This window comes from Micromonospora sp. NPDC049836 (assembly GCF_044465125.1).
Classification (GTDB): domain Bacteria; phylum Actinomycetota; class Actinomycetes; order Mycobacteriales; family Micromonosporaceae; genus Micromonospora.
In genome coordinates this window covers 267,186-286,853 of the sequence record NZ_JBITLH010000008.1, presented here as the reverse complement: position 1 = coordinate 286,853, position 19,668 = coordinate 267,186, and the positions used below count along the sequence as shown (strand labels likewise).

27 protein-coding genes and 1 tRNA gene are annotated in these 19,668 nt (G+C 72.5%); 11 read left to right on the top strand and 17 right to left on the bottom strand.

Annotated elements, in window-relative coordinates:
- Positions 1-98 precede the first annotated feature (98 nt).
- Entirely contained in the window at positions 99-917 is an 819-nt protein-coding gene (gene ssb / locus ACIBPB_RS22715) for a single-stranded DNA-binding protein (protein WP_396841491.1), read from the bottom strand.
- A 315-nt stretch (positions 918-1,232) separates the two neighbouring features.
- Here ssb and ACIBPB_RS22710 point away from each other — a divergent pair, with 315 nt between their 5' ends.
- Both ACIBPB_RS22710 and ACIBPB_RS22705 read left to right on the top strand, forming a co-directional pair.
- On the top strand, positions 1,233-1,655 hold the full coding sequence (locus ACIBPB_RS22710) for an HPF/RaiA family ribosome-associated protein (protein ID WP_396841490.1): 423 nt from the start codon (positions 1,233-1,235) through the stop codon (positions 1,653-1,655).
- Positions 1,656-1,852: 197 nt separating this feature from the next.
- A complete protein-coding gene (locus ACIBPB_RS22705) occupies positions 1,853-2,881 on the top strand; it encodes an alpha/beta hydrolase (RefSeq protein ID WP_396841489.1) in 1,029 nt (342 codons plus the stop codon).
- 10 nt (positions 2,882-2,891) lie between these two features.
- Here the strand turns inward: ACIBPB_RS22705 and ACIBPB_RS22700 are convergent, their stop codons facing one another.
- The gene (locus ACIBPB_RS22700) at positions 2,892-3,632 is read right to left on the bottom strand and encodes a hypothetical protein (RefSeq protein ID WP_396841488.1); all 741 of its coding nucleotides are present in this window, start codon (positions 3,630-3,632) and stop codon (positions 2,892-2,894) included.
- A gap of 167 nt (positions 3,633-3,799) precedes the next feature.
- Here ACIBPB_RS22700 and ACIBPB_RS22695 point away from each other — a divergent pair.
- Positions 3,800-3,872: transfer RNA gene (locus tag ACIBPB_RS22695), tRNA-Arg, on the top strand.
- Between the two features lie 73 nt (positions 3,873-3,945).
- Here ACIBPB_RS22695 and ACIBPB_RS22690 read toward each other — a convergent pair.
- Positions 3,946-5,091, bottom strand: coding sequence for a tyrosine-type recombinase/integrase (locus ACIBPB_RS22690; protein WP_396841487.1), 1,146 nt, complete (start codon positions 5,089-5,091; stop codon positions 3,946-3,948).
- Positions 5,088-5,639, bottom strand: coding sequence for a hypothetical protein (locus ACIBPB_RS22685; RefSeq protein ID WP_396841486.1), 552 nt, complete (start codon positions 5,637-5,639; stop codon positions 5,088-5,090). The genes ACIBPB_RS22690 and ACIBPB_RS22685 overlap by 4 nt, the downstream gene beginning before the upstream one ends.
- Positions 5,640-5,801: 162 nt before the next feature.
- On the opposite strand from ACIBPB_RS22685, the gene ACIBPB_RS22680 reads away from it, so the two are divergent.
- The 6 genes from ACIBPB_RS22680 to ACIBPB_RS22655 all read left to right on the top strand — a co-directional run bounded on the left by ACIBPB_RS22680 (position 5,802) and on the right by ACIBPB_RS22655 (position 9,046).
- Complete coding sequence (locus ACIBPB_RS22680; protein ID WP_396841485.1) at positions 5,802-6,008, top strand: excisionase family DNA-binding protein; 207 nt, start codon at positions 5,802-5,804, stop codon at positions 6,006-6,008.
- Complete coding sequence (locus ACIBPB_RS22675) at positions 6,005-6,292, top strand: hypothetical protein (RefSeq protein ID WP_396841484.1); 288 nt, start codon at positions 6,005-6,007, stop codon at positions 6,290-6,292. Before ACIBPB_RS22680 ends, ACIBPB_RS22675 begins: the two co-directional genes overlap by 4 nt.
- The gene (locus tag ACIBPB_RS22670; RefSeq protein WP_396841483.1) at positions 6,289-7,566 is read left to right on the top strand and encodes an AAA family ATPase; all 1,278 of its coding nucleotides are present in this window, start codon (positions 6,289-6,291) and stop codon (positions 7,564-7,566) included. Before ACIBPB_RS22675 ends, ACIBPB_RS22670 begins: the two co-directional genes overlap by 4 nt.
- An 86-nt stretch (positions 7,567-7,652) precedes the next feature.
- On the top strand, positions 7,653-7,856 hold the full coding sequence (locus ACIBPB_RS22665; protein ID WP_396841482.1) for a hypothetical protein: 204 nt from the start codon (positions 7,653-7,655) through the stop codon (positions 7,854-7,856).
- A 66-nt stretch (positions 7,857-7,922) separates the two neighbouring features.
- The gene (locus tag ACIBPB_RS22660; protein ID WP_396841481.1) at positions 7,923-8,660 is read left to right on the top strand and encodes a hypothetical protein; all 738 of its coding nucleotides are present in this window, start codon (positions 7,923-7,925) and stop codon (positions 8,658-8,660) included.
- Between the two features lie 104 nt (positions 8,661-8,764).
- Positions 8,765-9,046 (top strand): HNH endonuclease, encoded by a 282-nt coding sequence (locus ACIBPB_RS22655; RefSeq protein ID WP_396841480.1) that lies wholly within the window; start codon positions 8,765-8,767, stop codon positions 9,044-9,046.
- Positions 9,047-9,200: 154 nt separating this feature from the next.
- Here the strand turns inward: ACIBPB_RS22655 and ACIBPB_RS22650 are convergent, their stop codons facing one another.
- The 12 genes from ACIBPB_RS22650 to ACIBPB_RS22595 all read right to left on the bottom strand — a co-directional run bounded on the left by ACIBPB_RS22650 (position 9,201) and on the right by ACIBPB_RS22595 (position 17,602).
- Positions 9,201-9,437: a hypothetical protein gene (locus ACIBPB_RS22650; protein WP_396841479.1), complete on the bottom strand. Its 237-nt coding sequence runs from the start codon at positions 9,435-9,437 to the stop codon at positions 9,201-9,203.
- 143 nt (positions 9,438-9,580) lie between these two features.
- Positions 9,581-11,599, bottom strand: coding sequence for an FtsK/SpoIIIE domain-containing protein (locus ACIBPB_RS22645; protein WP_396841478.1), 2,019 nt, complete (start codon positions 11,597-11,599; stop codon positions 9,581-9,583).
- Positions 11,600-11,601: 2 nt separating this feature from the next.
- Positions 11,602-11,793: a hypothetical protein gene (locus ACIBPB_RS22640; RefSeq protein WP_396841477.1), complete on the bottom strand. Its 192-nt coding sequence runs from the start codon at positions 11,791-11,793 to the stop codon at positions 11,602-11,604.
- Positions 11,794-11,795: 2 nt separating this feature from the next.
- Positions 11,796-12,563 (bottom strand): ABC transporter permease, encoded by a 768-nt coding sequence (locus ACIBPB_RS22635; protein ID WP_396841476.1) that lies wholly within the window; start codon positions 12,561-12,563, stop codon positions 11,796-11,798.
- Complete coding sequence (locus ACIBPB_RS22630) at positions 12,560-12,754, bottom strand: hypothetical protein (protein ID WP_396841475.1); 195 nt, start codon at positions 12,752-12,754, stop codon at positions 12,560-12,562. Before ACIBPB_RS22630 ends, ACIBPB_RS22635 begins: the two co-directional genes overlap by 4 nt.
- The gene (locus ACIBPB_RS22625) at positions 12,751-13,194 is read right to left on the bottom strand and encodes a DUF6907 domain-containing protein (protein ID WP_396841474.1); all 444 of its coding nucleotides are present in this window, start codon (positions 13,192-13,194) and stop codon (positions 12,751-12,753) included. Before ACIBPB_RS22625 ends, ACIBPB_RS22630 begins: the two co-directional genes overlap by 4 nt.
- A 338-nt stretch (positions 13,195-13,532) precedes the next feature.
- A complete protein-coding gene (locus ACIBPB_RS22620) occupies positions 13,533-13,943 on the bottom strand; it encodes a hypothetical protein (protein ID WP_396841473.1) in 411 nt (136 codons plus the stop codon).
- 49 nt (positions 13,944-13,992) lie between these two features.
- A complete protein-coding gene (locus tag ACIBPB_RS22615; protein WP_396841472.1) occupies positions 13,993-14,319 on the bottom strand; it encodes a hypothetical protein in 327 nt (108 codons plus the stop codon).
- Between the two features lie 166 nt (positions 14,320-14,485).
- Positions 14,486-15,463 carry a hypothetical protein gene (locus tag ACIBPB_RS22610; protein ID WP_396841471.1) on the bottom strand — a complete coding sequence of 326 codons (978 nt, stop codon included), beginning with the start codon at positions 15,461-15,463 and terminating at the stop codon, positions 14,486-14,488.
- Between the two features lie 248 nt (positions 15,464-15,711).
- Positions 15,712-16,044 (bottom strand): hypothetical protein, encoded by a 333-nt coding sequence (locus ACIBPB_RS22605; RefSeq protein ID WP_396841470.1) that lies wholly within the window; start codon positions 16,042-16,044, stop codon positions 15,712-15,714.
- Positions 16,045-16,318: 274 nt separating this feature from the next.
- The gene (locus tag ACIBPB_RS22600) at positions 16,319-16,858 is read right to left on the bottom strand and encodes a hypothetical protein (protein ID WP_396841469.1); all 540 of its coding nucleotides are present in this window, start codon (positions 16,856-16,858) and stop codon (positions 16,319-16,321) included.
- 171 nt (positions 16,859-17,029) lie between these two features.
- Positions 17,030-17,602: a histidine phosphatase family protein gene (locus ACIBPB_RS22595; protein WP_396841468.1), complete on the bottom strand. Its 573-nt coding sequence runs from the start codon at positions 17,600-17,602 to the stop codon at positions 17,030-17,032.
- Positions 17,603-17,783: 181 nt separating this feature from the next.
- Here ACIBPB_RS22595 and ACIBPB_RS22590 point away from each other — a divergent pair, with 181 nt between their 5' ends.
- Together ACIBPB_RS22590 and ACIBPB_RS22585 are read left to right on the top strand one after the other, a co-directional pair.
- Positions 17,784-18,305 (top strand): SigE family RNA polymerase sigma factor, encoded by a 522-nt coding sequence (locus ACIBPB_RS22590; protein ID WP_396841467.1) that lies wholly within the window; start codon positions 17,784-17,786, stop codon positions 18,303-18,305.
- Positions 18,305-19,534 (top strand): hypothetical protein, encoded by a 1,230-nt coding sequence (locus ACIBPB_RS22585; RefSeq protein ID WP_396841466.1) that lies wholly within the window; start codon positions 18,305-18,307, stop codon positions 19,532-19,534. The genes ACIBPB_RS22590 and ACIBPB_RS22585 overlap by 1 nt, the downstream gene beginning before the upstream one ends.
- Positions 19,535-19,541: 7 nt before the next feature.
- On the opposite strand, the gene ACIBPB_RS22580 is transcribed toward ACIBPB_RS22585, so the two are convergent.
- Positions 19,542-19,664, bottom strand: coding sequence for a hypothetical protein (locus tag ACIBPB_RS22580; protein WP_396841465.1), 123 nt, complete (start codon positions 19,662-19,664; stop codon positions 19,542-19,544).
- Positions 19,665-19,668 lie beyond the last annotated feature (4 nt).

The following is a 19,668-nucleotide window of genomic DNA, read 5'->3' as shown; positions in this document are numbered from 1 at the left end:
CGCACCCGCATCACCTCCGGCCGGCCAGCCTAGTCGTACGGCGGGGTGGCCACGTCGGGCTCGTCGCCACCCCGCTCACGGCAACAGGATCCACCGGCTCAGGCCGGCACCGCCGCCCGGCGGCCGCCGCGCCGGCCCCGACCCGTGCGGGTGACGCCGTCGGCGGGAACCGACCCGCCGGGCTCGGCCGCCTCGTCGTCGCCCACCCCGGCCGCGTCGTCGACACTGTCGCCGTCGTCGCTGTCGTCCCCGTCGTCGTCGTCGCCGTCGCCGTCGCCGCCGGGACCCCCGACGAGGCCGTCGCCGCGGTCGGCGGTCAGCTCGTCGAAGGGGTCGGCCGGTTCGCCGAAGGCACCCGACGAGGGCTCGTCCAGGCCGTCGTGGATCGCCGGGCCGGTAGCCGGGCCGCCCAGCTCCAGCGGGTCGAACTCGTCGTCGATCGGCCGGTCGTCGAACGAACTGGGCGCCCGGGTGACCGGGACCGGCTCGGTCGCCTCACCGTGCACCCGCCGTTCCGCCTCGGCGTCCTCGACGGCGCTGGTCGCCAGGCTCGGCCGGTTGCGCACGAAGCGGCCCCGGCCGCGGGACAGGTCGTGCCCGACCGCGACCGCCTCCAACTCGTAGAGGGTGCGGTGGTTGCCGGCGTCGTCGGTCCAGTCACGGGTGTAGAGGCGGCCGGCGACGACCACCGGGTCGCCGACCGCCACCGAGGCGGCCACCCCCTCGGCCAGCTTCCGCCAGCAGTTGACCCGTACGCGCAGGCTGTTGCCGTCGACCCAGCGCCCGGAGTCCCGGTCCAGCCGGCGGGCCGTGGAGGCGACCTTGAAGTTGGCGACCAGGGTGTTGCTCTGCGTGGTACGGCGCCACTCGGGCGCGGTCAGCACGTTGCCGACGATGGTGACGTACGTATCGAACATCGGCCCTCCCAGGGACACTCGCTTGTCCGGCCGAGCCTCGACCCGCGACGTGCCCGCGCACCAGCCGCGCCGCCGCCGGCTGTGGACAACCAACCGGCCTGTGGACAACTGCCTGATCATGGCCCCGGCTGCTAGGGCGCCGTCGCGGCCCAGGCCGACAGAGCGCCGTCGAGGCCCGGGCCGACCTGCGGCGTGACCCGATCGGGCGACCGGCGCCACAGGGCGGTTCCGGACGGGTCCCGACTGGGTATGGAGTTGATCAACCGAGAGAAAGGGAGTGCCGATGCATCTCCGAGACGTCAGCGAGGTTCGGCGATGAGCGCCGTGACGAACCCCGCGACCGTGGCCGAGTGCCTGCGGGTCGGCGCCGGGTTCTCCCAGGGCGACCGGAACTGGATCGCGGAGCGGTTCGCCACCCTCGACGCCCGGCTCGCGGGCTTCCACGCCGACGCCACCGAGCTGGAGGTGTCGGTCAAGGACCGGGACGCCAAGGGACAGAAGGTCACCCTGGAGTGCTGGATCGCCGGCCGGCAGAAGATCGTCACCACCTCCGGCGAGGAGGACCTGCACGCCGCCCTCAACGACGTCCGGGACGACCTGCGGCGCCGGCTCAACGACGCGAAGACCCGACAGGAGCCGCGTCACAACAAGCACATCCGGGAGCTGCCCGAGCCCGACACCGGCCAGGTGACGGACCGCGACGCCGACCCGGACCGGCTCGACGCCGAGACCGCCTGACCGCCCGACCGCTTGGCCGCCTGACCGCCTGGCCGCCCGACCGCGCCGACGGTCCGGCCCGGTCGCCGGTGGTGATCCACCCGTGATGCGGCAGGTCGGGGTATCCGCGCTTCGGGACACCCCGACCTGCCGCAACCGGTGAAGGACGGCGCTGGCGGGGCTACCGCCCGGTAGCGGGGCGGCGTACCGTCGCGGTCGTGGAACCGGACGTGCTGGGACCGCCGTACGAGCGGCACACGATCGACCTGGGCAGCGACGACGAGGGACCGGTGGTCGCCACCCTGGTCCGTCGCCGGGCCGCGCGCCCGACCGGCCGGGCCGTGCTCTACGTGCACGGCTTCGTCGACTACTTCTTCCAGACCCACGTCGCCGACTTCTTCGCCGAGCGCGGCTGGGACTTCTACGCACTCGACCTGCGCAAGTACGGCCGCAGCCTGCTGCCGCACCAGACCCCGAACTTCTGCCGCGACCTCAGCGACTACTTCCCGGAACTGGACGCCGCCGCCCAGATCGTCCGCACCGAGGACGGGCACGACACCCTGCTCGCCATGGGCCACTCCACCGGCGGCCTGATCGTCTCGCTCTGGGCGCACGCCCGCCGCGCCGACGGCCTGGTCGACGGGATCGTGCTGAACAGCCCCTTCTTCGACATCAACGCCCCCTGGCTGGTCCGTCGACCCCTCGCGGCCGCCGTCTCCCGGCTGGGCCGCCGGGCGCCGCACCGCATCCTCCCCTTCGGGCTGGGCACCGTGTACGGCGAGAGCCTGCACGCCGACCACCGCGGCGAGTGGCGGTACGACCTGGCCTGGAAACCGCTCGCCGGGTTCCCGGTGCGGGCCGGCTGGATCAACGCGATCCGCTCCGGTCAGCGCCAGCTCCGGGCCGGCCTGGACATCCCGGTGCCGGTGCTGCTCGCCTGCTCCACCCGCAGCTACCGGGGCACCCGCTGGCACGAGTCGGCGACCCTCGCCGACGCCGTGCTCGACGTGGAGCACATGGTCCGCTGGGCGCCCCGGCTGGGCCGGCACGTCACCGTGGCCCGTTTCGACGGCGGGCTGCACGACCTCACGCTCTCCGGCCCCGCCGTACGCGAGAAGGTCTTCGCGGAGGTCGGACGGTGGGCGGAGGGCTTCCTCGGCGCGGGGCCGACCGGTGCCGCACCGGACGGCCCGCCGGCGGCGCGGCGGCCGGCCGACGACCGGGCCGGCGCGGCCACCGACGGCTGAACCGGACCGGTCAACCGACGTCGGCGGTCGCCTCGGCGAGGGCGGACCGGATCCGGTCGAACGTCGCCACCGGGTGACCGCCCGGCACGGCCGGCAGCAGCAGGCCGAGGCAGTGCAGCGCGAGCTCCCCGTCGGGGCCCGCCTCGACGCCGAACACCGGTGCGCCCACGTACCCGGCGGGCAGCTCCGTGTCGACCCGCAGCCCGTCGCCGTCCCGGACCACCCGCTCGATCACCGCCTCCAGCGGCCGCGACCCGTCCTCGCCGACGCCGAGGGCCAGCACGAACGCCGACCCGGGCGCGGCGCCGACCCGGCCCACCGCGTCGGCCCGCGCGGCCACCGCGTCGCTCACCTGCTGGGTACGCCAGCGCCAGCCCTGGTCCTCGGCGTGGCCGTGCAGCCCGCCGGTGGGCATCGCGGCCACCCCGATCTGGGGCAGGTGCAGCCAGTGATCGGCGAAGCGCGGCAGGACGATCGGCTCCGCCGCCGCGTCGGCCGGCTCGGTCACACTCGGCCGCAGCCCGATCTCGCCGTACGCCGGCCGGGTGGTCACGTCCGCGGTCAACAACCACTCGTGCACCACCTCCCCGTCGTCGGTCGCGCCGACCATCTCGGTGTAGAAGAAGGCGGTGCCCATGGTCTCGCCGGTCCCGCCCGGCCGGTCGTACCCGCCGAGCGGCAGGATGGCCCGCCCCAGCAGCTGGCACAGCTCGTAGACGATCTCGTTCTCGGTTTCCTGATCGAGCAGCACGACGCCGAGGGTACGGACGGGAACCACCGCCGCGCCCCGGGACCCGGGTATCCCGGATGCGCCGGCCCGGGCGCACCTGGCACGCTGATCGAGACGTGGCCGCGACCACCCGTTCCGCCGGTGGACCACAGCTCGGCGGTACCCTCTTGGCGCGACTGCGTCGCCGCGCGCCCGTAGCTCAGCGGATAGAGCAGGGGACTTCTAATCCCAAGGCCGCAGGTTCGAATCCTGCCGGGCGCACCGCTATTCACCTGCGACGATGGTAACCCATCGACGTTCGTTCGGGAAGGTCCGTTGCAGTTCCCGTTGCAATTTAGTCCCACAGCGCGCCGCCGATGCCCTCGGCCGCAGCCCGCGAAAGCTCCGGCGCGACGTGCGAGTACGTACCCAGCGTGAGCCCGATCTGACTGTGCCCGAGCAGTTCCATCACCACCCGGGCCGGCACGCCCTGCGCGAGCAGGATGCTCGCCGCCGTGTGCCGGGCGTCGTGCAACCGGGCTTCCCGCACCCCGGCATCCCGGCAAAGCTGCTTCCACTGTGCCCAGTCCGCCCGGGGGTCGATCGGCTTCCCGTTCGGCTGCGTGAACACCAGGTCGTGTTCCTCCCACAGCTCGCCGGCAAGCTGCCGCTCGGCATCCTGCGCCGCTCGGTGCTTCCCGAGCGCGTCGACCAGCTGGGGCGGCACGGCGACGGTGCGCCGGCTGGCGCGTGACTTGGGCTCGACGAACACCAGCCCGCGCCCGGTGAGCCGTTGCAGTTGCCACCGGACCCGCAGCACGCCGGCGGCCAGGTCGACGTACTGCCACCGCAGCCCGAGCGCTTCACCCTGCCGCAGTCCGAGCGCCAGCGCGACCGACCAGCGGGCACCGTTGCGCCGGTCAGCCGCAGCGGCGAGCAGCGCGCGGGCGTCAGCCGCGGTGAGCGGTTGGACCTCTGCCCGGCTCACGCTCGGCGAGTCGACCAGGGCGCACACGTTGCGGGCCACCCGGCCGCGCTGGTGCGCCACCTTCAGCGACCGGGACAGGATCCGGTGCAGCTGCAGCACTGTCGCCGGCGCCATGCCGGCCGCCTCCAAGGTGCCGTAGAACCGCTCGACGTGCTCCGGCTGTAGCCGGTCGAGCCGGTGCTCACCGAGCCCGGGGATTAGGTGCCTGGCCACCTTGGAGCGGTAGCCCTGCAACGTGGACGGTCGCACCTTCCGTTCGGCCACGTTGTCGAGCCAGTACGTCAGCCACTCCCCCACGGTCGGCGGCTTCCCGGCGCTGGTCACGTCGCCCGCGTCGCGCTTGCGTTCCAGCTCGCGCACCTTGGCGGTGACGGCTTTCTCGGTGCCGGCCTGGACGTGCCGCCGGTCGGTGCGTCCGTTGTCCTTGACGCCCATCGTCACGTAGCCGTGCCAGCGGCCATCCGAGCCCTTGAAGATGGAGCTACGCCCGTTCGCCTTCCGCCCGCTGGTCACCCCGCTCGCCCCTTCCGTGCTGGCGGCAGGAAGCCCCGCCGCCGCGCCTCGCCGATCCACCGGTGCACGGTTGGGATGGGTACGCCGGCCTCGTCGGCGAGGGCGGGCGCGACTGCGCGGCTCTGCGCGACAGCTTCCCGGTACGCGGCGGCCACTGAGCGGTAGAACCCGTCCGGGTCTGTCCCGTCCGGCCTTGTCAGCCGGGGACGGCCGGACGGGGCAGCTTCCGCCGTCTCGGCTGAGGCGCTGGCCAGCGCCTCACGGGCAGCGGCGGCGAGCGGCCCCATCACGTCCGGATCGATTCCTGCCGGCGGGACCATGTTGACGGTCGTGGTGATTGAGCCGATGGGGAACCGCTTGAGCGTCGTCGAGTCGATCGGGTCGCCGACCAGCATCAACGCAGTGATCTGCTTCCGGCCGCGCGGATCTTCCTCGGCCCTGGCCAGCGCCAGGCAGTCGGCTACGTCGGTGGTAAGGGCGAACCAACCATCGGCCTGCACAGACTGCGCCAGCTGGCGGCGTCGGTGTTCGTCGTCAGTGAGAGTCACCGCGCCATCATGCACGGTGATCGGTTAACCGCGCAACACTCGGCGAACTTCCGCGAGTGGTGCGGAACTTGCGCGCACGATCACGGCGTGCTACTCATACCTCTGACCGCGAATTGCTCGCATCCTGATCGGTCAGGATGCGAAAACCCCCGGAGGTATGCCGTGGATCGGCCCACAAACGCCCTGATGCTGACGGTGGAGGAAGCCGCGCAGCAGCTGCGGATCGGCCGAACGCAGATGTTCGCCCTGATCGGCTCCGGACAGGTCAACTCGGTGAAGATCGGCCGCAGCCGGCGTGTCCCCCGGGCCGCGCTCGACGCCTACGTGACCCAGCTCGCCGGGCAGCAGTCGGGGGCGAAGGTCGCGTGACCACCGAAGCGAACGCCCGCCCCGCGGCGAACGGGACGGGCGTCGAGCAGGTCGGGCAGACCAGTAGCCATGCTACGCACCTTCCGCCCGGCTGGCACGAACAGGCCGACTACGAGGGCCGGTGGCAGTACGCCGAGGGCTACGCGGCCGGCTACGCCGCCGCCGAGCGAGCGATAGCCAGCGAGATCACTGAGGCCCTGGGCGTGCGCCCGATGGAGCCCCGGAAGGTCATCCGCTGGCTCGTCGCCGGCGTGGGCATCGCCCGGAAGGAGACGCCGGCATGACCGACGACCAGGTGGTCGACGCCGCCATCGCGGCCGGATTTGTCGACGAGAGCAGCACTACCCGGGCCAAACTGGTCCGGCTGTCCACAGTCAAGCGTGAGCGCATCGACTGGCTGTGGCCGGGCTACATCGCCCGGGGCAAGCTGCACGTCATCGACGGCGACCCGGGGCTCGGCAAGAGCACCGCCACGGCCGACCTCGCCGCCCGGATCACCACCGGGAAGCCGTGGCCGGACGGTCAGCCGGGATGCACCCCGGCTGGCGTGGTGCTGCTCTCCGCTGAGGACGGGCTCGGCGACACCATCCGCCCCCGGCTGGAAGCCGCCGGGGCCGACCTCGAGCGGGTGGTGGCACTGACCGGCATCACCACCTGCGACCCGGAGACGGGTGAGCTGTACGAGCGGATGCCATCTCTCCCCGGCGATATTCCAACGATCCGCGCGGCCATCCACCAGGTACGCGCCGCGCTGGTCATCATCGACCCGCTCATGGCCTATCTCGGCGGCGACGTCAACTCGCACCGGGACCAGGACGTGCGACGCGCTCTCGCCCCGCTGGCGAAGATGGGCGAGGACACCGGGGCCGCCATCAAGCTCATCCGGCACAACAACAAGGGCGGCGGCAACAACGCGCTGTACCGGGGCGGCGGGTCCATCGGCATCATCGGCGCCGCCCGGCTCGGCTTCACCTTCGCCCGCGACCCCGAGGACGAACACCGCGTCATCGTCGCGTGCACCAAGGCCAACATCACCGCCATCCCGCAGAGCCTCGCCTATCACCTGGTCGACAGCCCCGAGCATGGCTGCGCCCGGGTCGAGTGGCACGACGGGCCGGTCGGCTACACCGCCGCCGACCTGCTCGCCGCTTCCCACGAGTCCGCCGACGACCGGGCCGACCGCAACGACGCCGCCGCCTGGCTGCGGGCGTACCTGCTCGACAACGACGGCGAGGCCGAGGCCTTGGCGGTCTACAAGGCTGGCGAGAAGGCTGGCTTCACCCGGGACACCCTCAAGCGGGCCAAGAAGCGCGCCGGCGTGAAGGCCGAAAAGGGCGGCTTCGACGCCGGGTGGATGTGGCGCTTCACCGACGAAGAGAGCAGCGAAGGGAGCACGAAGGGAGCGAAGAGCGCACCCCCCGAAACCATGCTCCCTTCGCTCCCTTCGGTGCTCCCTTCGGAGCCCGGCACGCCTCACCGCTGGTGGATCGGTGCCAACCGGCCCGAGCACCCCGACTGCCTCGCCTGCCGCGCCATGCGCCCCGGGGAGCCGGCATGACCAGCACCGGCCCGCTGACAGCCACGGAGAGCCAAGATCTCGCCCTGCCGAGGGGTACGGGCACCACCGAAACCGACAGGAGAGCGATGAGGCCCCTCCGCTACGACTTCCCCCACCGGGTCCGCCACGTCGGCGGCGCGCAGCGCGAGCTACGCCGCCTCGAACGGTCCATGACCGTCGCCTACCACCGGCGCGACAAGTTCGCCCTGGACTACCTCACCCGCCGGCACCAGCGAGCGGAGCAGGCCTACCGCCGCCTGCTCGCCCAACAACCCACCACCGACAACTGATCGCCCACACACAGGAGGCACACCGCCATGCAATTCACTCCGCAGTTCCACCTCATCAACCGCGCCATGACCACCGCCGGCGGCACCTACCCCGAACCCGTCGCCCAAGCGTTCGCCGAACTCAAGCAGGTCCGCGCCACCGGCGGCCAGATCCCACGGCCCACCGTCGTCGACCTCGCCCGCGCCGTCCTCGACGCCATCCGCGCCGGCCGCGACCCCCTCGACGACGAGCAGGTGCGCCGCACCGTCACCGCCCGCGGACTCGACGTCGGCATGCAAAGCGGCATCGCCAACGCCCTCGCCGACGCCTGCGAGTTGCACATCTTCGACCTGCTCCGAGACCACTTCGACGACATCATCGACACGCTCAAGACCGCATGCGACAGGCTCGGCCAGATCCTCACCGACGCTCACGGCATCCTCGGCGACGCTGACCTGGCCGACGCCAACGCAGTGCTCCAGCTCGGCCCCGACGCCGCCCGAGCGTGGGCCGACGTCAAAGCCGCAGCCCAGAAGATCGACGTCATCAGCATGGGCTGGCAGACGCTCGCCGAGCTCACCCAGCGCGCCAGCGCACAGCCCACGGTGAGGCTCGCCAACGTCGACCTAGACACGTTCGAGCGGCTCGGCCACAAGGCCGACGCGTGGACGCTCGTCCGCAACGGGCAGACCATCGACCTCGCCACCCGGCAGACCGCCCGCGAACGGGCCGACCAGCTGGCCGAAGCCCGCGAGCAGCGCGCCAGGGACCACGCCAACGAGTTCACCAACGCGTACCGGCGCTCGCAGGGCGTAGCGGCCTGACGGACCCAGGGGGCGGTCCCCGCTGGCCGCACTCCCAGCCTTACATCGCTGACACACACAGAGCCCCACGCCGCAGGCGCCACCCGAACGGGAGGAGGCAATCAGTGGCCCCACGTCGCAACATCACCATCAGTAGACGGCTGCGCGCGACCATCGCCCGCGGTCGCCCGCCGTGCCACCTCTGCGGGGAGCCGATCAACTACGACCTGCCCCACACTGACCCGATGAGCTTCGAGCTCGACCACATCGTGCCGCTTGCCAGAGGCGGGGCAGACCACATCAGCAACGCCGCTGCCAGTCACCGGGCGTGCAATCGGACGAAGGGCGACCGTACCGACGGCGGGCCGATCCTGCGCCGGTCGGGCAGCCTCGCCCGGCCGCAGTGACCCAGGGGGACGACTCCCCGCCCCGGCCCCCTCGTTACTCCCAGCCTTACAACAGATCCCTCTCCGGGCTTTTTTCCACCAGGGGCGGTACGCCCCGTAGACACGCAGAACGGCCCGCCAGGCGCGATCCTGGCGGGCCGTTCGCTGTGTCTGGTCAGGCTTGGCGCTGCACTCGCCTGGCCCGGTTCCACGCTCGCCGGCCGAGCCGTAGCCGCTTGCCGGTGGCCGAGCACCAGCGGCACGGGCGGGACAGCTTGCGCCGGCTCTTGCTGCGGTGGTGGCCGCGACCGTCGCACAGCCAGCAGTCACGGAACGGCCGGATGATGCACGAGCCGGCGTACCAGAGCAGCGCGGCGAGGATGATGCCGGTCGCGGTGAGGGTGCCTCTCACGGTTACCTCCTGGGGGCGGTTTTCGGTGGCCGGTCGCGGGTGCCGCGACCACGCGACCATCGGGCGTCTGTGCTGGTCGCGGCCGGTCGCGGCGGTGGTCGCACTTCCGCGACCGGGGTGCGTGCCGCGACCGGCCATGCGACCTACTCGGCTTCGATCTCGCGCCGCTGCTGGGCGGCGTCGAGCGCCGACCGGCGGGCGCCCTTGATGTTCTTCCGGCCGACCTTCACGTCCTGCGAGTCGACGCCGTACCGGGCCAGGGACTCCCGCACCATGTCGGCGGTGATCCCGGCGTACATCTCCGGCCACTGCTCGGCCAGCCGTTCGGCGAGCACCGCCCACGGGACGCCGGCCTCACCGGGCCGCAGCACGGTCCGGGCGTCGGCGAGCATGTCCCGGGCCTCGACCCGCTCGACGTCCTCGCCGATGATGGTCTGCCCGCGTAGCTGGGCGGCACGGGCGAGGATCGCCGCGGCTGTCTTCGGGTCGGGGAAGAACGACCGCACCGAGCCGGGCTTCTCCAACCCGGTCAGCACGCCCCACCCGGCGTCGACCTTCGGCCGGTAGACGGTGGCGGTCAGCCCGCGCTTGTACGCCCCGGTGCCGAGGATCATGTCGTTCTCGACCTGGCCGCCGACGGACAGGCACCAGCGGATCGTCACGCACCGGGTGATGTTCGGCGGCACGCTGTCCCGGTCGGCGATCTGCGTTGCCAGCACGAGGATGATGCCCAGCGCCCGGCCGCGCTTGGCGACCCGCTCGGCGGCGTCGGCGGCGTCCGGGTAGGCGAGGAACAGTTCGTGCACCTCGTCGAGCAGGATGAACACCGGGTGCAGCCCGGAACCGCGCTTGGCGGCCAGCTCGGGCGTCACCTTCCCGAGCGGGGCGTCACCGCGCTCCCTGGCCCGCTTGATCCGGGCGCCGCGCCGCTCGCACTCCGCGAGCGCCCACGTGAGGATGTCCCGCCCGGTCTGCAGGGCCTCATCGTCGACGCCGCACGCGTACGTGCTGCACAGCTCGGCCATGTCGAGGAAGTCGCCGGTGCCCTTGAACTCGGCCACCTTGAGCTCACACGTCGGGTCGAGCGCGGCGATCGTGGCGAGCGTCCGGGCGGCGTACGACTTGCCCGAGCCCGGCTGACCACCGATCAGCGCGTTCGACTCAAACAGGGTGACGGTGACCGGCCGCTGGCGGGCGTCGGTGCCGAACGGCTGCGGCTCGAAGATGCTCGTGCGCGCGTTGCTGGCCGCCAGCTGCCACCGCGGCTGCCCCATCTTGGACGACGGCTGGAAACCCACCCACAGGTCGACCTGGCCCGGGTGGTCCGGGCCGACCTCCGGCCACACCTGGTCGACCGGCAGCCGCAGCGCCCCGGCGAGGTTGTCGCGCTTCTCCAACAGGGCCGTTGCGACGACCGCCCCGGGCAGGTCGAAGCGGGCCATCCAGCCCGGTCCCTGCTTGTGGATGCCGGGCGGCGGGAACGTGAGCTGCCCGGGGTCCTTCACGCCGATCCCGAGCGCCACCACGGCGTTACGGACCATCTCGGCGGTCAGCTTGGTGAACGCCGCCCGGGTCACCACCCGGTCAACGATCGGCCGGTCAGCCGGGCGCCCGTAGTGGGCGGCGACCAGGACCAGGCCGACGACGGCGGCCCACCATCCGACCGGCGGCATCCCGGCCAGCTCGGCGGCGACGACGCCGGCCAGCAGCAGCACCAGGCCCCCGCCGACCACCCACCACCGGGCCGCCGACGCCTTCTCCCGCCGGCGGTCGAGCTGCTGCCAGGTGTGCGGGTCGTTCTTGCTGGCCGCTTCCTGCCGCAGCTGGAAGTTCTCCCGGCCACCGACCGCCCACCACATCACCGACCCGGCCGCGCGGGCGGCACCTCGAGGCGCGTACAGCGCGACCTTGGCGGCGTACTTCGGCGAGCGGGTCAGGTGGTAGAGGGCGGTGTGCCCGCCGTAGCCGGCCGACCAGCGGACCAGCGCCCGCCGACCCTCGGGGTTGCGCAGCACAGCCGGCACGATCGGCCGGCGCGCGTCGGTGCGGCTCACCACGTCGGCGAACGTGGTCCGCCGGTCCGGGGCGTCGACCGGGCCGCCCACCTTGGCGGCCTCGATGACGTGCCGCTCGTCGTCGTACTCCATCGGAAGCGTGGTCATGGTCAGTACCTCCCCTGCGCCTGGTCGGCGAGGTTGCGAGCGCGGATAGCGAGGATCGGGAGCAGGTCGCGCCACGGCATCGTCGGCTCGACCATCTCGGCTTCGATGAACGCGGCCAGGGCGTGAGCGGCGCCGGCCGCGGCCCCGAGCCGCGTCAGCAGCTCGGGGCACAGCGTGCAGTCGTTCTCGGCCACGGTCAGGCGTCCTCACGCACGAGGTGCGCCAGCGCGGCACCCATGCCGAGCACCGCCACCGGCAGGCAGGCAACGGCGGTGGTGATCCACCACGGGGCGGCGGTGACCCCGGCTGCGGCGAGCAGGTGATAGGCGACCTGCCCGAGCGCACCGACCGCCAGCGAGCCGAGCGCCGACCAGCGGGCGAACGCTCGCGCCCGGTCCGGCACCCGGCCGGACAGCCACACGTACAGCGCGTACGCCCCGTACGTCTCCACCCCGATCGGGAGCGTGATGGCGGTGTTCAGGCTCACCCCGTCGGCGATCCCGGGCAGCGGGTGCACCACCCCGAACCCGGTGAGCCCACCGAGCCCGACCCACCCCGACCAGATCGCCACGAACGCCGGCAGAGCCAGCAGCACCACCGGCCACACCACCGCACGGCGGGCGGGCGGCGTACCCGGGTGACCGGGTGCCGTGACCTGCTCGACCGGCTCGGCGACCGGCTCGGCCGCAGCGGGCTCGACCAGCGGCACGGACTCGGGCACGACCGGCACCGGCAGCGGGTCCGGGCCGATCGGCTCGGCGTAGTCCCACGGGTCCCGGGCGGGCTGCTCGTCGGCGAGCCGGGCGCGCAGCTCGTCCGCCTTCGGCGCACCGATGCGGAACTCACGCATGAGCCGGTTACGGCTGGGCACCTCGCCGAGCTCGTCGGCGAGCCGCCGGGCGACCGGCACCAGCTCGTCGACCGGCTGCGGGTAGCGGGTGCCGTTGATGGTCGGGGCGGTCATCGGGTCAACTCCTTGGACAGCGCGCGGACGGTCTCCTCGGTGGCGTCCTCGCGGCCGGCGGCGCGGATCACCGCGCCGTACTCGTCGGCGTGCTGGTAGACGAAGTGCCGGGCGACCAGGGCGACGCCGCCGACGACCACGGGCAGGCCGAGCGCGGCGAGCAGCAGGTTGAACAGGGCAGCGTGGCTCACCGGACACCCCCACGGCGAACGCGGCTGGCACGGGCGAACGCGGCGGCGGCCATCAGCGCGCCGGCGAGCTCTTCGATCTGCTCGGGCGTGCCCGTCCAGCCCTGGCAGCCCTGCTCGCCCGGGTGGGCGCCCTCCGGGCCCTCAGCGATGGACAGGACAACGCGGGTCGGGGTGGTGACCTCACCGGCCTCGGTGGTCGACTCGACCCACACGGCGGCGGTGGCCGGCTTGTCGATCCACGCCGGGTCCTGCGAGGGCAGCTCGACCATGACCCGCTCGTGCACCTGGCCGATGGTGAACCCGTTGATGTCGGTCGGGTCGTTGGTGTGGTCGTCGGTGCACCAGACCGGGCAGAGCGCCGGCAGCGGAAGGCTGCGCAGGGTGGGGGCGTCGACCAGCCGGGACGCCGCGGGGACAGGAGCAGATGCCAAAATGGCCATGGGTCGGACCTCCACTGTCCGATCAAGGGCCCGGCCGGTGTTCCAGCACCGCGTTTCCGGGCCCGCCTACGTTCTGTAGCCCTTCCGGGCCGTTGCAGATCCTGTTGCAGTTCGCGTGAGTCCGTGATCGTTTCCGGCGGTCCGCGTACGTGCTCTGACCTGCAATTTGGTACGTAGGTGAATCTCAGTGGACGCCCGACGGGGCAACTTCTAATCCCAAGGCCGCAGGTTCGAATCCTGCCGGGCGCACCCTTCCCACCGCAGGCCAGCGGCTTTCCGCATCCGGTCGAGACGATCACCACGGCCTCCGGCCTGCCATTCGTACAGGGCGGAGCCGGCTAGATCAGGCCCGAGTCAAGCAGCTCGTACGCCGAGATGACTCGGGGCTGGATCTCTGGCGGCCCGTCGGCGCGCAGCTCGTCCAGGACGACGCGGGACCGATGCTTGTCGGTCGACATCAGCTCAAGGATCGTGGTCTGGAGCCCATCCTGGTCGTCGCCAAGATTTCGCCCGGATGCCGTGATCAACAGCGGCAGCACGTCAATCCCGCCAAGACCCGCCAAGGCATCGGCGATGACATCGCGGCCATAGAAATGGCCGGTGTTCAGGAAGTTGTCGAGTTCGACCGCCAGCAGGGGTAGCAGAGATGTGTCGCCACTCCGCGCGATCTCGCCCACAAGCTGGTAGGCCCGCGTGCTGTCATCGTCCGGATCGTCGATGCAGTCGAGCAGCTCTGCCATGGTTGCCACGGGCACGAAGGTACCGCGGGCTCCCCCAGCCCGCCGCCGGCGGCCGGCCTCACAGCTTGAGCCGTCGAGGCGTCCCGGACACCAGATCCTCAGCGCGCCTGCGCCGAAACTCCACCACGGTCAACGCCGTGGCGATCAACGGTCCCAGCGGCAACGCGAACATGAGGTAGATCGCCCATGGTCTCTCTCCCAGGAGGAAGCCGGCAACCAGCGGCACAATCCAGGACCAGGCGAGCAGGCCCGGTCCCCAGAGTCGCCACGGCGATGCCCCTGGTACGGCCTCCCAGAAGTCAAGCCGGCCGAGGCAGGCACCGATCACACCTGACCAGGTAACGAGCAGAAGCACTATCCCCAGCAGGTAGCCGAGCCCCTCCACGGCGGGATTGTGCGCTTCCGGACGAGCCAGAGACAACCCTCCCGGGGTCAGACAACCGAGCGCCGGCGGCCCACGTGCCGGCAGCCGGTGCCCTGAGCGGCCAGCACAAGGGACGAGCGGTCACCGGCCTGCTGTCGACGATGACGCCACCCACGCCACGAGGCGGTCAACCGGTCTCCCGGACCAGGCGGTACAGCTCCCGCCGCAGTACCGGCCATTCGTCGACGATCGGGTACCGCGCGGCGCCCACCGCGTCGACCATGGACATCCCCTTGCCCATCGCCGCGTACAGGGCGTAGACGGCGTCGGTGCAGGCTCGATCGTCGGCGCCCTGCGCCGTGAGGCGGAGGATCCGCGACCGGGTTTCCCCATCCAGGGTCAGGCCCTGCTCGACGGCCTCCACCACCTGCCTCGCCAGGGCGTCGTCGCTGAACCTGAACCGCGTTGTCACCGCCCGCACGGCGAGCGCCAGCGCCGCCCGCCGCACCGACTCCGGCGCGGCCCGCAGTCGCGCGTCGAGGTCGGGCTCGTAGTGACCAAAGTTCGAGGGCGGCCTGGGTTCCGGGGGAAACGACCCCAGCCGCACCGTCACCCACGGTCCGGCCTGCGGGTCGGCGCCCTCGTCGTTCATCCACTCCGCCGGCAGCCGCACGCCGGTCCGCCGTTCGACAAACGCCATCACCGCGGATTTCACATACCCGGTGCCCTGCGCGGCGCGCACGTCGTCCAGGTCATCATCGAACACAGCGGGGTCATCGCCGTGCCGGCGCTCGGGATCGTTCATGTCCATCCAGGCGAGCACCTTGCCGTACACCGCGTAGGTGACGCCGCCGTTGCCGTTGATGGTCCAGTCGACGGTGTGCACCCGTACGCCGTCGCTGAGCCAACGCAGCACGTCAGGCTGGCCCAGCGCGCAGCCGGCGTCCTGGAACACCACCACGTTGGGGCCGATCTGAGCCAGGTCGGCAAGCTCGCCGCTGTGGTCCTCACCCGGCTCGACACGTCTGGCCCGCAGGCGTTTGATGACCCCGTCGATCGTGGCCTCGGCACTCGCCGACTGGACCACCGCCCAGCTCAATCCCTCGGCGAGCCACTCCCGATCGGTCAGGAAGTCGTCGTAGTAGCGCACCATGTCCGACACCATCCGCAGACAGTACGACGATCGTGGTCACCGTCGGCGCCCGTCCAGACCCACGAGGGCGGTGAAACCCTTCTCGCCCGGGATCAAGACGGGTCGGTGCCCCGCGACTGGTTCTTCGGCGAGGTGACGGCGCGTTTCGGACTGGCATCGGCGGACGACACCTGGCGGCGGTACCGACGCCGGATGCCGGAGTTGGTGAGCTGCCGCAGCAGTCGGGGACACCGGCGGTCCACGGCTTCCGAGCGCCGAGATCAGGTCGAGGGTGTGATGACCGCGTAGGCGGCCGTGACATCGCTCAGGTCCGGCCCGAGGCTGATCTGGATGCCGGTTGCGGGCAGCGGCGTGCCGTTCCGGAGCACGCTGCCGTCGCAGGGCAGGTCGCCGCTGGCCACGGGCACCTTCGCGTCCTGCCCGGTGCTGAGCACTTCGTACCTGAGAACCCTGCCCGGCGTCGCGGACAGGCAGGCGGCGTCCAGGGTGTACGGCTGGCCCGCGGTGGCCGCTCTACGTGCCGTGCTGAGCATCGTCTGGGTTTTCGCGATGTAGACGATGCGGCTGACCTCGTCGGGGGTGACGGCGGGCACCGGAAGATCCTGCGGGACCGCGGTCGTGGGCCTGGAGGACATGGTGCTGGCCGGCTGCGCCGAGTTCGCTGGCGACGGGGGAGAGGTGGCGTCGCTCGTACAGCTCGTGCCGCAGGCAAGCAGGAGCGCCGAGAGCAGGGTGCACACGCGGCGCGAGGACGGCATGGCGCTGATCATCGCAGGGGGTCGATCCAGATTGCCAGGGGCGCCCGGGTACGTCAGCCGTCAGCCGTCAGCAGGCGCGGCGGGCGGGCCGTAACCGCTACGGACGGGTTCAGCACATGGTCATGGCGTCCCGGTGCCATTCGCTGCCGAACAGGGTGACGGGATAGCTGACCTCTCTGGTCCGCGCGTCCCCGGTCTCCACCGAGAGCCGCAGCGACAGTGGATCCGGCTGGAAGGCGGTCCTGCAGTCGAACCGCAGCTCGACCACGACCTGGCCGGTGCCGCCGGCGGGTAGCAGCCGGGAATCCTCGATGCTGCGCAGCACGACGCCGGGCCGCTCCGCGGTGACCCCACGGACGGTGACCGGCGCGGGTCCGGTGTTGACCACCATCAACAGCCCGGACAGTTGGACGGAGCCCTGGACGGACGAGCCGCCCAGGTTGCCCGATCGGGGCACGGCCACCAGGGCGACCACCGCGTTCCGCTCCCGCTGCGCACGCGCGTCCCGCAGCTGGCTGATGCCGACCCCGCCGAGCACGACGCCGGCCACGAAGGCGGCGACGAGCCCCAGGGCGACCTTCCGGCCGGCCGTGACGGAGTCGGCGTCCGGCCGCGCCGGCCGCTGGTCCTGGTCGTCCAGGTCGATCATCGGCTGCTCCGCGACATGGCGTGAGCCTAGGGTGCGCCGCGCCGACGCGCGGCCCGCCGCAACGCTGGACCGGCAACGTGCGGCCCGCCGCAACGGTGGGCCGGCAGCGCGCGGCCCGCCGCAACGGTGGGCCGGCAGCGCGCGGCCCGCCGCAACGGTGGGCGGGCTGGGTCAGAGGTGGCCGATGTCGTTGAAGCACACCAGCGCGGGCGACCGCCCGGTCTCCCACCGCACGATGGTCAGCCCACAGTTGTCCTGGTTGAGGCCCGCCCACCGCCACGTCGGGGCGTCCAGGACATGCCGGACGAACCAGCCGATCACGAAGTTGTGGGTGACCACCAGTTCGTGCCGGTCCTCCGTGCCGACGGTGCCGAGCTGCTCGACGGCCGCCTGCAGGGCGACGGCGTCCTCGTCCCGCTCCTCCCCCGGCACCCCGTCCAGCCATGGCAGCAGACGGCTCGGGTAGTCGCCGCGGCGTGCGGCGGAGGGCACCGGCGTACGGTCCGCGGCGAGGTCACAGGCGTGTCGGGGAACTTGCGGCAGGTAGTCCGCGATCACCTCGGCGGTCTCGGCCGCGCGGGGCAACGGACTGTGGTGGATCGTCGTGAACGGCACGCCCTTGAGCCGGCGGCCGAGCCGATCCGCCTGGGAGCGGCCCAGCGCGGAGAGGCCACCGGGCGCGGAATGGCCGTCCGCCGGATCCTGCTCACCGTGGCGGACCAGGTACAACAGCGTGCGAGCCATCCATGCCCCCTCGTCGGAACCGGCGATCCGCCCGATCCTGCCAGACGCGGCGCCGCCGGCAGGGCCGCACGGTCTCCGCTCGGCTCGCGGACCCCGCACCGCCGTGCAACCTTTCCCGGGCCGGCACCGACATAAGGACGACCAGAGCCCACCGTCCATGCCGTCTGAACAAGGGAGCAGGATGCGGCCCGACCTCGAACGGGACTACGTCGAGTACGTGCAGGCGCGGCTGCCTCGCCTGCACCGGACGGCGTACCTCCTCTGCGCCGACGCGTTCCAGGCCGACGACATCGTCCAGGCGACGCTCACCGCGCTCTACGTCAACTGGAAGCGCGCCGCGAGCGCCGACAACCTCGACGGGTATGTGCACCGGATCCTGGTCCGGCGCTACCTGGACGAGCGACGGCGTGGGTGGTCCAGGGTGCTGCTCGGCGACCGCCTGCCGGAGGTGTCCGCCCCGGCCGGTCACGACGTCGAGGAACGGGACGCGCTGGTGACGGCCTTGCGGGCGTTGCCGAAGGGCCAGCGGGCCGCGGTGGTGCTGCGCTACCTCGACGACCTGTCGATCGAGGCGACCGCGGCGGCCCTCGGCTGTTCGGCGGGGAACGTCAAGAGCCAGTGTTCGCGAGGGCTCGCCGCGCTGCGCGGGGTGCTCGACGGGCGGCATCCGGTCGCGGTCGCAACGGAAGCGAAGGAGCGGTGATGAACGAGGAACAGGAACTGCGGGCCCGGTTCGAGGCGGTGGAGGTGCCGCCCAGCCGCCTCGAGGTCGACGCGCTCGTCCGCGCCGGCAGGCGGCGCGCCTTTCGCCACCGCTCGTTTCAGGGGGCCGGCGGCGTGGCGCTGGCGACAGCCGTGCTGCTCGCGGCGCCGTCGATCCTGACCGACGCGGGGGGCGCGCAGCCGGCCGCGGGGCCGGCCGACCCGTCGGCCGCGACCGGTCCGGCCGCCAGGCCCGCCACGCCGCCGGCTCCGACCGAGCCGGCCGTGCCGGCGTCGGCCGGCGGCGCCAGCCGGGCGCCGACCGCGCCGGGCGTGAGCTGCCCGGTCACGGAACTGCCCGTGCCGCCCGGGATGACCGACGTCGCGGTCGCCGCGGTGGACCCGACCGGCCGGTACGTCGTCGGCAACAGCACGGTCGGCCAGAACTTCCGGCCGGTGCTCTGGACCGACGGGCAGCCGCGGGCGTTGCCGGTGACCGCCGAGTCGGTCCAGGCGACCGCCGTCAACCCGGCCGGGGTGGTGGTCGGTCTCGTCCAGGACGGGCCGGTGGAGTACGTCTTCCGCTACGAGAAGGGCCGGTACACGCGGCTGCGCACCCCGGCGGGCAACTGGCACGTGTACCCGAGCCCGGCGATCAACGAGGCCGGCGACATCGTGATCAACGCGGAGCCGAGCGGGAACGTGGGCGGCAAGGGCAGCATCGTGCTGCTGTGGCGGGCGGGCTCGACGGCGGCGCGGAAGCTCCCCCTGCCCCAGGGCGCCAACGCCTTCGCCGTCACCGACGACGGCACGATCGTCGGCGCGATGTACCGCGACGGCACGGCCGTGGCCGGGTACGCCTGGGACCAGCGCGGCAAGGGCCGGAAGCTGGCGGCGCCGGCGGGCGAGAAGGCGGCCGCCTACGCGGCGCGGGGCGGCTGGGCCACGGGCGGCCTGTGGCCGTCGCAGACCGCCGCACGGTGGGATCTCCGCACCGGCAAGGTCGACCAGCTGAAGACGGCGGGGCCGGGCGACGCGGTCAACGCGGCCGGCTGGGTGGTGGCGCAGGGTTCGCTCGTGAGCGCGGGTGGGCCCGTCGGGCTCGACGTGCCGAGCGGGCAGCGGGCGGTCGCGGTCGCGGTGTCCGACACCGGGCTGGTGGTCGGTCAGGCCCGCAGCGACGACGGCGCCGGGCGGCAGAACCTCGGACCGCGCGCCTGGCGGTGCTGACCCGGCGCTACGCGGTGGCGGCGGTGCTCGGGACCAGCGCGCACCTGCTCGGGGTGGCGTTCAGCTGACCGGCGGCGGATCGGCACAGCGACGCGCCGCGTACGGTGGGTGACCGGTTGTCGGTCGACATGCTA